The organism is Acinetobacter sp. ANC 4805 (assembly GCF_022549495.1).
GTDB lineage: Bacteria > Pseudomonadota > Gammaproteobacteria > Pseudomonadales > Moraxellaceae > Acinetobacter.
The window spans coordinates 302,124-315,631 of the sequence record NZ_JAKZGD010000004.1 but is presented as its reverse complement, the minus strand read 5'-3'; the positions used below and the strand labels follow the sequence as shown (position 1 = coordinate 315,631).

The 13,508-nt window shown below is 38.4% G+C and carries 5 protein-coding genes and 1 pseudogene; 4 read left to right on the top strand and 2 right to left on the bottom strand.

All coding sequences use genetic code 11. The features are described from left to right. From MMP60_RS07730 to MMP60_RS07715, 4 genes and pseudogenes are all read left to right on the top strand, one after another. Window positions 1–474 carry a type II secretion system protein gene (locus MMP60_RS07730; protein ID WP_241335717.1) on the top strand — a complete coding sequence of 158 codons (474 nt, stop codon included), beginning with the start codon at window positions 1–3 and terminating at the stop codon, window positions 472–474. Further along, window positions 461–847, top strand: coding sequence for a prepilin-type N-terminal cleavage/methylation domain-containing protein (locus MMP60_RS07725; protein ID WP_241335716.1), 387 nt, complete (start codon window positions 461–463; stop codon window positions 845–847). The genes MMP60_RS07730 and MMP60_RS07725 overlap by 14 nt, the downstream gene beginning before the upstream one ends. Beyond that, window positions 822–1,292, top strand: coding sequence for a hypothetical protein (locus MMP60_RS07720; protein WP_241335715.1), 471 nt, complete (start codon window positions 822–824; stop codon window positions 1,290–1,292). Before MMP60_RS07725 ends, MMP60_RS07720 begins: the two co-directional genes overlap by 26 nt. A 136-nt stretch (window positions 1,293–1,428) precedes the next feature. After that, window positions 1,429–2,584, top strand: a pseudogene (locus tag MMP60_RS07715) (IS3 family transposase). Window positions 2,585–3,256: 672 nt separating this feature from the next. On the opposite strand, the gene MMP60_RS07710 reads toward MMP60_RS07715, so the two are convergent. Then, the gene (locus MMP60_RS07710) at window positions 3,257–6,460 is read right to left on the bottom strand and encodes a transglutaminase domain-containing protein (RefSeq protein ID WP_241335714.1); all 3,204 of its coding nucleotides are present in this window, start codon (window positions 6,458–6,460) and stop codon (window positions 3,257–3,259) included. A 99-nt stretch (window positions 6,461–6,559) separates the two neighbouring features. Next, window positions 6,560–13,282 carry a carboxypeptidase regulatory-like domain-containing protein gene (locus MMP60_RS07705; protein WP_241335713.1) on the bottom strand — a complete coding sequence of 2,241 codons (6,723 nt, stop codon included), beginning with the start codon at window positions 13,280–13,282 and terminating at the stop codon, window positions 6,560–6,562. Window positions 13,283–13,508 lie beyond the last annotated feature (226 nt).

Sequence of the window (13,508 nt, the reverse complement as noted above, 5' to 3'; positions counted from 1 at the left end):
ATGTTCGCGAGGATGCGAGGCTTTACCTTAGTTGAAATGTTAGTGACCCTCACCCTCATTTCAATTATTGCCTCTATGGCTTTTCCACTGATTCAGTTGGATCAAAAACGTCGTCAGGAACGTGAATTGAAAGATGCACTGATACAAATACGTACTGCTTTGGATAATTACAAGCAGGCAGTTGATGAGGGAAGAATTTATATGCCTGTTGATAGTTCTGGTTATCCCAAAACATTGACGGATTTAGTTGATGGCGTTCCTGATCTTAAAGATATTAAAGGACGCAAAATCTATTTTTTAAGACGTATTCCTACTGATCCGTTTGTACCTGACCAAGCTAATGGAGCAGAATCATGGGCGCTGAGAAGCTATGCCAGTCCTGCCGATGCACCTGAAGCTGGAGATGATGTCTATGATATTCACTCCAAAAGTAAAAAACTCGCTTTGGATGGAACTCGTTATGACAAATGGTAAGTTCAAAATCCAGCGTGGTTTTACCTTGGTTGAACTTTTAGTGGTGCTGGTGATTATTGCCTCATTACTCAGTGTGGTTTTGCCTCGATATATTAAGAGTTTAGACAAAGCAGAAGAGTCTGTGCTTAAAAGTGATTTAGCAACGATTCGAATTTCGATTGATCGGTTTTATTCTGATAAGGGACGTTATCCTAAGAATTTAAATGAGCTAGTATCAGAAAAATATCTAAGACATATTCCAGTTGATCCGATTACCAAGCAGGCGAATTGGCAGCCTATCTATATCAATATGGATGGTGAACAGGTTATGTATGACATAAAAAGTAATGCCAAGGGAGTATCCATAGATGGTAGCAACTACCAGACTTGGTAAATCCCAACAAGCAGGCATGACCTATGTTTTTTTCTTATGGTTTATTCTGGTTTATGGAATTTTATTAGGTAGCTATATCGAAATCACCTCAACGCAGACGAAACGTCTTAAAGAACAAGACTTTATTAATACAGCTCAACTGTATATCAAAGCTTTAGAGCACTACTATAAAGATCATCAGGTTTTACCTAAAGACATCAAACAACTTTTATGTGATGGTCAGACTTATCCTTGTAAACGCTATCTCCGCCAATTGTATAAAGATCCACTGACTCATCAATCTTTTATTTATATTTATGATGAGCAGAAGCAAATCATTGGTGTCAAATCCAATGCTAAAGGAAACGTTATTAATGCAAAATTGCGAGAGAGTTATCAAACTGACTCTTATCAACAATTAGAACTAAAAGTAATAACACAAAAAACATATAGTATAAAATATTAGAAATTCCACCGCACAGCGGTGGAATTAGAGAATCGCATTGGTTTGATTTTTTAGCTGTCAATTATAAGATTGATGTGTGTTGATAAATGAGGAGACTTTAACTTGGTAAACTAACCCTACTCATCAGGAGTTTACCATGAGCAAAAAACAAAAAAATTACACAGCAGAATTTAAAGCTGAAGCAATAAAAGCTATTGATTCAAATAATGGTAATGTCTCAGAAACAGCAAGACAACTTGATATTTCCATGCAAACCTTGTCGAATTGGTATAATAAAGCAAAAGCAGGAACACTTGTAGCTACACAGCAATATTCACCTGATCTCGTTGCTTTGCTTGAAGAAAATAGAAAGCTAAAGCAACAACTTAAAACTGCTGAAATGGAAAGAGAATTTCTAAAAAAAGCAGCAGCGTACTTTGCCAAAGAAAGTCAGTAAGGTACGCATATATGAAACAGCACAGAAATATATACCCAGTCGTCATGATGGCTAAGCTACTTCATGTTTCAGTTTCACAGTTTTATGACTGGTTGAAGCGTGGCTTGAGTAAAAGAGCTATCAAAGAAATCAGCAGACACTATTGGTGAAAATAGCCCATCAAGAAAGTTATGGTTATATTCGCTTAACTAAACACTTACAGTCACAAGGCATCAAAATAAATCAGCATGCAGTTCGTTGCATTAAAAAACTCAACCACTTGTACTGTAAACGTCATAAGCGTTTTAAAAGAACGATAAATAGTGATCACAATCGTAGTGTTTATAATAATTTATTGGAACAACAATTTTCAATGCAAGCTCCGAATCAAGCATGGGTCAGTGACATTACCTACATTTGGACAGCTGAAGGATGGCTATATTTAGCAGCGTTGAAAGATCTTTATAGCAAACAAGTGATTGGTTATAGTTTGAGTGAACGGATGACGACACAGCTTCTTTGTAATGCGCTCAGCATGGCGATTCGCAATCAAAAGCCACCTCAAAACTTAATTATTCACTCGGACAGAGGCAGCCAATATTGCAGCTATGAATATCGAAACATGCTTGAAAAATATGGATTTCAGGGTTCGATGAGTAAAAAAGGCGATTGCTTTGAAAATGCACCGATTGAAAGCTTCTGGGGCATATTAAAAAATGAGTTAGTTCATCATCGTCACTATAAAACAAGGGAAGAAGCTAAAGCAGATATTATAAAATACATAGAGCTATTTTATAATCAACAAAGAATTCAGAAAGGTCTGGATTTTAAGACACCAAATCAAATGGCAGAGGACTTTTACAGGTTCGCTGCTTAGAATCTCCCAAGTGAAAGCCTACTGTTTTTTCAGCACACATCAATGCCGCTATAGACCGAATTTTTGTAAAACCTAAAATTAAAAATACTAGCGTTACCAAACTAAAACCGAATACATCAGAAATAGGACATTAGGTCTTTATAGCGGATTGACACCACCTCCACAACTTATAAAAATTGCAACAATTCTAATCATTTACCATTGAAAAAACTGATAAAAATAAATTAGAAAATATTAAATAATACATTAAAAAATGCAAAAACAATGTCATCCTCCTACTTCGAAAAAAAACAAAAATGAAAAAAACTGATAAAAACAAATTTAAAAAGCTAAAAAATATAAAAAATATACTTTCCATACAATCCCTTAAAGAGGTGAATTAAATTAAAACCCACCTCTACAAATTAAACTAAATTATTTGATCGCCACATACAAATATAAGGAATAATTGCATTCAAAATTAGATATAACCCTATATGAAATTTAAGCAGTGAAAATGCAAAAACTATGATTAAGCTACAAAATATCGCCATAAATATTCCAACCCATAGTGGAATATTATTCGTTGAAAACCGCTCATTAGCAATATTAAATGAAATAAAGAATAACCCCACACCTAATATAAAATATAAAATATAAATATAAATTGGTAAATTATTCATATAAATATAATCAAGCACCACAGTTTTTTTCCTCTTTTATAGCATCAGGTAATAACACCCCTATCAACCAAGAATTAAACCCAATCCATGCTGCTATAGACCTTATATTACTAAGTCCAAGTATTAAAAATATTGTTGTTACCAAACCAAAACCCAACACATCAGAAATAGGACATTTAGATTTGTACAAATCATACATACCAAACACTAAAGTAAGAATACTCATAACTAATGAGAATATAAAAACCACTAATATTAGTGCAGATCCAGCAGGTAACAGTAATGCTAACAACCCCAATATTGCTAAGCCAGCACCAACTAAAGGTCCATTTAAAGCATCTGATAAAACATCAATTGCTCCTCCATTTAATCCTCCACTAATCATATAAGCACCGCTACCTGTATTGGGGTCAGTGATAATATAACCACTTCCATTCCAAGTATTAAAATTAATTTTAGTCTGGCTTATCGTAACAATTTTACCTGCTGCAATAGCATTACGCACATCTGTAGTTACCTGGTTACTATGATTAAGCTCAGGTAATATTTTATCAATATTGGACTGATCAATCTTATAAATTTTTTGACCTTGCGATGAGGCTATCTGAAGGACCTTAACTGCGCTCACTCCTGCTACATTCTTTTTTAGACTATTCGGATCATTAAAGAACATCTCTGGTATTTGATTTTCATTTAGACTTTGACGTGGTCCTTGCGACTGAGTAAAAGCCAATACATTAGATTGTTTATTATCACTATCTACAATAGTTGCACCTATACGGTCAATATCCATCACCATACCTGCAAATTTTGCAGTTCTTAACACTCCCCAACTATAAACACCCTGTAAACTGGTTGAGAATGTCCCAAAACTCATAAACGAATTATTAATAATACCAGATGGACGTTCTTGAACTTCGTCCTGAACATCATTAATACCAAAGTAACTCTGAACCACTGATTGAAGCATTGTTCCAGTGACATCATGGTTATTTAGCGTTTTAATCTGAGCATCATCTTTACTCTCAATCTTGGTTTTGGCTGCTTCAAGTTTGGCTTTTAACCGTTCCATTTGCGGTTTGCCAATGCCTTGCATATTGTAACCAATTGCATGGTATTCACCTGCACTGAACTGTTTGTTTGGCAAGCTCCAGTTATTATTTGGACTCATAAAACCCATTTGTGCTTGTATTTCTGTACCTAAAGCATAGCTTGGTAAGGTCTTTAAAACTTGGCCATCCAGTGTAATTTCACCTGTCATCCGAATTGAACTGGATAAAGATTTTGGTAGCTTGCTAGGGTCAATGTTGCCACTGGCATCTGGTTTTGGCAATGCATTCACAATCGCTTGTGCATCCGCATCTGTGCTTGGACGGAATGAGAGTGCCAATGACTTACCACGTAACTGAGTGCTTGGAATCTTAAACTGTACCGCATAGCTTCCCATCTGAGATGCATATGGGTCAGTTGCATCATACACATTCAGGTGAAAATAATGACGCATGGTGTCAGGTAAAGTATGGTAGTCACGTACTACAGCAACCACTTCATAAGGCAATACAGGACTCAGCATCTTACTTTTATAAGTCTTGATCTTGCTTGTGCCTAACACATCGCCCACTGTTGCGGTTGGATGTTGTTGCTTAAGGTAGGCTTCAACCTTATCTTGATAGGCTTTGGTTGCTGTTTCAATATTAGTGGCATTCAGGTTTTGTACACTACCATTGGCTTCATCAACAGTTGCACCTTGTTGCGCTTTGTTTAAGAAATCTTCGGCATCAAATGGCACAGCTTTAGCTAAGTCAATGCCTTTGGTTCGTTCATAACGCTTATAGCTTGCATCCAGTGGCACCCAACTATCTTCAATATTTGGATTATTTTGTCCACTGGTCTGTATCGCACCTTTACTTGGTATGAAGTCTAACTTGGCTTCGACCCACATATGTTCCATACGTAAATGGGTTTCTTTACCGCCATTGGCAATGATCAAATTCGGTACACCACCTTGCCCGATCAAGTTTCCAACAGCACCCAAATTATTGACACCACCGACCCAGTCTTTGGCAACTTCAGCAGGTACATCAATCGTTCCTGAGACATAGCGAGCTGGAATACCTGATGCACGTAACAAGGCTATCAGTAAACTACTGGTATCAGTGGAATTGCCTCGTTTGGTTTCCAGTGTATAGGCTGAACCTTGAATTGAACCGTAGGTTGGCACAAACTCAATATTGTCATATACCCATTTATAGATTTTCGCAGGGTTATGATTCAACTGTGCTGCAAGGTCTTTGATCTCTTGACTGATTTGTACATCTTCATTAGCAGTTAAATCTTCTGCTTGGGTTGCCACAGGGAGTGAAGCCAGTACAGGCCATTTATTTTGATCATTCAGTGTCATACCATTAAAAGCAATTTTCTGCCATTGTCCCACACTGGTACTGGTAAACACAGTTGGAGTCGCTTGTTTCCAAAGTTGGTCTGGACTCAAGGTTGAGGCATCTGCCAATGACTTATATTTGGGATTAATACTGATTTTATCATTTTTAACTTGATAGTGTTCTAGTGCAGGCGCAAGCTTTTTAAAGTCCTGTGCGGTGACAGGAGCTGGAACTTTGCTATCTGGTCGTCCCCAAGGCAACTCCTTAAAGTCGCGTTGTAGTTTCTTGGGTTCCCACTGCTTCATCTGATTGGAGATTTTATCCAGTGCAGTATTACGACTCGTTGTATCTTTTGCTGCTGCCAATTGATCAAATAAACCATCCATAATCGTTTGACGTTGTTCGATCAGTTTTGCCGTTTGTTCCTGACGGGCAATAATACTACTCGCCACTTTCTTGACTTTAAACTGCTGTGCTTCCTGACGAATGTCTGCAACGGCTTTCGCTGTTTCTTTGGCAATGTTACTGCGTAATTCTAAAATCTGTTTTGCTGTTGCAGCTCTTAATGATTCTTGTTGCTGGTTTAATTTCTGTAATTGAGCAGCACTCGTTTTTGCAGTAGGGCGCAAATCCATTAAACGCATTTGCATTTTCTTGACCAACTCTTGCATCTGCTCCAAATCAGATTGGCTGACTGAACCCTCAGTGCCTGGTTTGACTCGTCCAAAGGCTTCCTGTTCAATTGCTGCCATGGCAGGTACAGAGAGTACCCCTGCATGACAAAGCACAATTGTCCCCGCTATACAGCGTTTTAAAGTTTTACTAAATTTCATTGTTTCACCAAGTGTTAAAACTTATTTTCATATTTAAACTATTGTTAGAGTGGCATGACTCAATCGATATGCCACTCCATCTACTTTAAAAACCTACTGCTACTGATTGTTTTGATACCACTGTATTTGCAGGGTACGAATCAGTTCATCTAACTCCTTTCTCGCTGCTTTGGCATCAATGTTGTTTAAACGATCCATCACTCCTCCTGCTTCGGCATAACCTGCAATCGCAAGGTCATGTAAGCCTAAGCTACTGTGAAGTTTGGCTGTTCCCAACAAGGTCTTGATTGCCGTGACCTGCACCAAATCGGTGAGTCCCACGCGCCATTTACGGACTTCCCCATCAAGTAACGCTATTCGTTCATTGCTTCCACGTACAAGGAAACGGTATTCCTTACTATTCAATGCAGTTACACTGGTATCTGTACCGTTATAGACATTGACCTTTATCGCATGGGTCCCGGCATTACTCGGTAATATGATTGGCAGGGTCATATTCTCTGCCTTTACCGCATTGAGTGTGACTGTAAACTTCACCTGATTGTTACTGACTGTACCTGCTCCTAGCCATTGCGCTCCAATTGGAAGTTGTACGACAACTGTTGCTTGGGCATTTTGGTTCGTATTCAACTTAACACTGAGATATACAGGTTCTTTCGGTGCATAACTCAAGCGTTTAGTTGCATCTATTTGTTGGTAGTTCAGGCTTTGCTTTAATACGTTCTTCCAACCTTGCTGCTTGGTCGTTGATGTGGATCCATCCGTCATTAAACTTCTGAGCAAGTCAAAGGATAACGCCAGTGGCTTACCATCACCGTAGTTAGCCGTCACTATCGCTGGATATTTGGCTTGGCTGTTACAGTTATAGAATTTCAAATCAACAATCGTCTCTATCGATGTTATCCAATCTTTGTTAAAGCCTGCACAATAGCGTCCATCATAGTCTGCGGTGACTTTGGCTCTTGGACCTATGTACCAAGCTAAGGTATCTCCAACTGGGCTCAACACTGGTAGGTTGGTTGCATAAACTGGTTCGTGTACTTTCATTTCACCCTTGGTGAGCAATAGATGTCCACGGTAGCGAATGTCTGTGAGGTTCAATAATTCATAGTTGGTCCAGTCCAATATTCCTTTGTCGAATAAGACTGATTCGCCATTAAAGCTCAATTCACGTAGTTCATCGTTGGTACTAATGTGGAATTTCTCAACCGCACCCAATACCCAATAATTGTTATAGCGTCCGCTACGCATGAGTTTTTTAAACTCATGCGGACTATAGGTAATTTTATAATTCAGTCCTGTTTCTAATTTAATCTCATTCAGATAGCGATTGAGGGTGTTTCCACGTTCACTAAAGCAAGCATAATTAAATTTACCAAATCCCCAATTCAGTACTGATTTATGCCAGCCTGCTTCACAGCTGTAGTACACCAGAAGTTGGTTATTAACTTGTTTGTAGTCGGGTAGTTCAACTTCAACAGGTATTTGGATCAATTTAAAACTGGCTTGGGCAAGTGGTTTTTCTTGTCCTGAACCTGCAATATAAGTCAATGCTGCAGTAATACGGTCTCCATTTTGTCCCTGTGTTTTCCAACTTAAGCTTTGCTGGTAGCTTTGTGCCTGCGCAAGTTGGTTGGCTGTGGTACTCAATGTTGCAATCGCATCAACATCATCATTTTTAAATAAGCGGATATTTAACGGCAAATTCGACCAAGCTTCACTGCCTGTATTTTGGACTTGAAGGTTCAGTAAGACATTATTTCCGACAGGAACTTCGTTTGGTGTTGCACTTAATGCGCCCACAAGCCCTAAGCCAGTTTGGGTTGAACTGAGTACGTTAAAACTGGTTTGACGAGTATAACTTTGCTGTCCTAATGTGGTGGTGGTACGAACGGTATAGCTGCCTGCCTTTGTATTGGAAAGTTGTAATGGATATTGTTCCTGTTTTAGGGTATTGGCAGCCAGTTGTGGATATGCAGCTGTGCGACTAAAAATCACCTGCCCATTACTATCCAGCACTTCGATGAGAACTGTTGCAGCACCGCCAAGGTCATTGCTTGAGGTGTTTTGTAACTGCATTTCCAGTGTTACCAATCCATTGACTGGATATTGTTGTTTATCTGTGCGTATCCGTGTATCGGTCAAACCATTTGTAGATGCCGAGCTTTGTAGTGTCAGCGTATTATTGGCTGTCGCAATCACACTGCCTTGTTTTATTAGGTCTGTTTGTACTCGATATTGTCCGCTATAAATCCCAACCAATGACCAAGCTAATGCTTGGCTATGCTGATCATTAGCTTGGTTGGCAGCAGCAAGACTCACCTCATAGCTGGGTAAGGTTACAATGAGGTTATTGGCACTGTCATAAATGCTGTGTCGAACTGTTGCTCCGCTGGCAAAGCTACCTAAGTTACTGACATTGGCCGTGATCTGTACATTTTCACTGGCTTGGTAAGCTGCCTTGTCCAGACTTGCAGATAATCCTAATGATTCATAGCCACCTGTGACGCTTAAGCGAGCGGTGTTATTGGTTTCAGTATATTCTTGAATCTTAACCGCATTGCTTTGACCGATATCATTGGCAATAATCACAATCTCGCCAAAGTCTGCCAGATTGCCTGTATAGCTATAGCTCACATCCTCATATTCACCCGCATTGAGGGCTTTGGTTGTAAGGATTGTTCCCAATAAAGTACCTTTTTCTCCATTGGCTGCTTGCTGTGCTGTGACTCGATAGAAACTCACAGGCAACGCTTTGGCAATCGCTTTACCACCTGCATTACCAATCCGTACTGTAAACTCTGCTTTATTTAAGCCACCCTGATCGTTCACTCGGATATAAGATGCTGTCGGATCTGATGCTGCTACACTTTCTGCTAAGATAGGTAAATTTACCCTATAAGTATTATGAGTTTGCCAATGATTTATTTCTTTCGCAGGCACACTCAAATCATCATTGATATTGGTGACATGGTAACTATATTGATTCCAAACATTACGAGTATTCGCCCAGTCCTTGTTCTTACCTGAGATCATCCGAATACCTGAAATAGTTTTATTTCCTGCTGCTGGGGAGTCTTTATCAGCTGTGACAATAATATCAGCATGCCCATCTGCATCAGCGTCAACAACAATTGGAGATTCAATAAACGTCCCTGAAGGATTCAGCATCTTCCAAACCGTTTCTCCTGTTTTACCATCGCTTATATAAAAATTTAATTCATCTTGATGAACTACTTCTAAAATCCCATCATTATTAAAATCAAAGACTGTCGTACCAACGATACCCGAACTACCATCAAAGATTTTTTTTGACCAGATTATACTTCCATCACTTCTCATTGCAGTTAATACAGAAGTCGCACTAATTAAGATATCTTTTTGTCCATCATTGTCTAAATCTGCAACAGTGATTGGACCTCCTGATGCAATATTAGAACCAGGAACAGTATAATTTCTTAATACTTTCCCTGTCGCATCAACAATAACAATCTCCCCAACTCCACCAGAAACTGGACCATCGCCACTAAAAATCAATTGAGCTGTACCAAGATTTAAAACATCAGCAATCGCAACAAATTTACGCTGTTGCCAAGCGGTTTTAAAATAATTAAATAATATTTTAATAGATGGTTTCACTCCACCAACATATTGTCCAACTCCTGTAGTGCCTATAATCTCTTTAGTCCCATCACCATCAATATCAGACACAGCTAAAATTGAACCAACAGTTGAATTGGTTAATTTAACCCCATTATAATAATCAAAAATATTACCCATATGCATAATCTCAGGAATACCATCTGAATCCAAATCAGATGAAATCACTGAGTTATAAAGTGAATCCCCTATTTGTTGATTATTTAATATTTTTTTAAGAACACCATTATTATTATATATTTCTAAATATCTGCTTTTCCCCCCAGGTGCGATAACATCTGGAACATTATCTCCATCTACATCTGCAATTAAAGGGGTTGAAGTATTATAAAGCAAAGGAATTTTCCATTCTTCTTTACCTGTTTTACTATTGATTGCAATAATATTTTTACTTGGTGTATAGGTAGTAAATAAAATTGTTGACGCATCACCCAAACCAATTTTTCCATCTTGGTTAGTATCATGTAAGGGTGCTGCAACAGCAGATATTAATCCACTATATTGTTGTCCGTCCTTTTCATCTTGATAATAATGCCATTTTATTTCCGTATCTAACGTCCCTTTTTGAGAACTAGTCTCTGCTGCATCACTGGTCAAACGAATATTATTGTTCTCATCTTTCTCCGCGACTTGCTTCGTACTATCTACCCATACAGCAATGGGTGCATCCCTAAATAAAGACTTCCCTTCAATCTGTAAACTAACCTCTACCTCTTCCTTAATCTCTAAACCTTTTGGTAACTTGGTTTTACCAAATACAATCTCACCTTCATCAAAGATGCGATTGTTATTGGTATCCGCAAAGGCAACTATTTCTACTTCTTGCGTTTTGGTAAATGCTTTATTACCAATATTTCCAATCTTTGCTTTTAATATACCTGTCGTCTGCAAACTTTGTTGATCTGTACTTAAACCAGAGGCATCCGTTGCCATAACCTTCAGATCAGGCATACTCGTATCTGCCGATAGTGGGCGTAAACGCATTTCTCCTAGATTCGCAACTGCCCCCTCAATATATTGCTTATCAACATAACGCGTTGTACTTAAATGGGGTGTTGAATCAACCTGTACTTTAATCAGATCAGTATTTAAGTTTTTTACACTAAAGCCTCCAGATGCATCTGTTTTACCTGTATACAACTGTTGATTATTGTCTTGACGATATACAGTGATATTCGCACTTGGAATGGCTTTATTTGTTTGGGAGTCGACTACAGTTCCCTTTAACTCATAAACAAGTAAAGTGAGCTTAAGTTGTACGGGTTGGATTTGATTTGCTGTGAGGCTAAGAATCGTTTCTGCACTATCTTGATAACTTGGATGCTTCGCTGTTAAACGCCAGCGTCCTGCCGTCAACTCGGCTAAAAGCTTGGTACTATTTACCCCCTCTGGTGAGGTAAAGCTTTGTTGCTGTATCACCTGATTATTATTATCTAATTTCTCAGCCAGAATGGTTGGGTTTTGAATTGCCACACCATTAGCATTAACCACTGTAACCTCGAACTGACCTGTAGCTAATGCGGGATCAGGCTGAGTTGGATTGCTAGGATTCTGGGCAAAGAGCTGAACTGTACCGATATTCGCAGTTTGTCCCGCAGGCAGGTTAATATTGATACTTGGACCTTGATAATTTACTTTTTCAAAGCTTAGGGTAAAGCTGCCTGCTGGGGTTTTATCCAATACAAACTGACCATTCGCATCTGTTTGGCCAACTACTACACCATTTTTTAGAATGGATACGCCTGTGAGAGTAGTTCCATTGCCATCCGTTACTTTCCCTATTACATTGCCAATATAGGCCTGCTCAGAGCTGAGTTGAGGTGAAAAATCGGATGTACTTCCTGCTGTGACAGTACCTGAGCCACTCGCTGCAACATAGCCATTTGCTGCCACACTTAGTGTAAATGCCGCAGGTTGTGCCAATGTGATCTGATAGCGACCTTCTGCATTGGTTGTGGCGGTCAATGTATTAGTTCCACTGACCAACTTAACCTGAGCTCCAACCACTGCTTGACCCGTGGTCTTGTCTGTTACCTGTCCTTGAACTAATGCACTTGTTACATTTGCCCGACGAGCTAATTCCATTTGCCCTAGGTTGAGACTTTCTCCTTGCCTTAAGGTCACTTGAAAAGTCAGTGAACCAAAGCCTTCTTTCTCTACTATAAAGTGATAGTCCCCAGCTTTCACATCTGTGAATACAATGCTGCCATCTTCTTTGGTTTGTACATTTAAAGAAGAAGCACTATCTGCTGAGCTACTGATCTTTGCATCAGAAATATTAGCTTTAGTCTCTGCATCAATCACACTAAAACTAATCGTAGAAGTGACTGGATTAACCGCTGGTGTTGATTGAGTCTTTAATGAACGTAAAATAATTGAAGTTGTATACGTATCTTCATTCCAACTACCATCTTGGGCTTGTTTCTCCAATACTTTGGTTTTAAAAGCAGAGCGTGCAGGGCTATCTACGCCTCGATAAGGATGTAAAGCTTCATTTAATAAAGCATCAAGAAAAAGTTGCTCTGAATTTTCTGTCCACGACCCAGCACTAAGTTGTTTCGATTCTAGGTAATTTACTGTTTTTAGTGCAACAGCATTATATTGTGGATATGCTTTTAAATAATCTGTTAAAGCTGTTAAAGCATATGCTGTAACGTAGTATTCGTCCAAAGAAACAATCTGAAATGCACCTGTTGTTCTTTGCTGGCTTGCAAGGTATTCCAATGCCTTAGATATTTTTATAGTGTCTGAGGAATTCACCTGTTTAAGTGCAAGTAACACCCATGCTGTATCTAAAGGATTACTTTGCCAATCGGCTAAATGACCAAAGCCACCATCCTGATTTTGATAACTTAAGATTTTATTAACAATCTGATCTGTCGGTTTTTGTTGAATTTTCAATAAAATAGCAGCACGTACTAATGCTTCTGTGCTTTGTTCATCATTCAATAATTCATCAGTATTTATACTATTATTTGTTTGACTATATAACCCTAAAGTAACTTCTTTCTCATATATAGCTTGCAATTCAGTCGATATATTAGAACTATTTGTATTTTTTAACCAAGTAATTCCCTGCTGCTCGGTTGCAGAAGAATTTTGATTTACGCCTGCCACCATACCGATGCCAAATAATAATTTCTGCCAAATTTTTAATGACATTTCAGCCCCTTAATATTTAAGTTTTATTTAATAATAAAGATGTAAGTTATTAATTTTATTGAATTTACATAAAAAAAACAATCATTTACATTCTAATACATAAATAACTTATAATATTTACATTCTGCTGTAAGTCTTTTGAATGCCCTGATAGTAAGACGATACCTCCATTGATGCTATTCTGATTTTGAATCATCCGTATAAAACTCATCAAGAATTGCAGCCC

What these genes read in the sequence shown, in the direction of transcription:
- MMP60_RS07730 (WP_241335717.1), top strand. Translation starts at nt 1, where the DNA reads ATGTTCGCGAGGATGCGAGGCTTTACCTTAGTTGAAATGTTAGTGACC.
- MMP60_RS07725 (WP_241335716.1), top strand. Translation starts at nt 461, where the DNA reads ATGACAAATGGTAAGTTCAAAATCCAGCGTGGTTTTACCTTGGTTGAA.
- MMP60_RS07720 (WP_241335715.1), top strand. Translation starts at nt 822, where the DNA reads ATGGTAGCAACTACCAGACTTGGTAAATCCCAACAAGCAGGCATGACC.
- MMP60_RS07710 (WP_241335714.1), bottom strand. Translation starts at nt 6,460, where the DNA reads ATGAAATTTAGTAAAACTTTAAAACGCTGTATAGCGGGGACAATTGTG.
- MMP60_RS07705 (WP_241335713.1), bottom strand. Translation starts at nt 13,282, where the DNA reads ATGTCATTAAAAATTTGGCAGAAATTATTATTTGGCATCGGTATGGTG.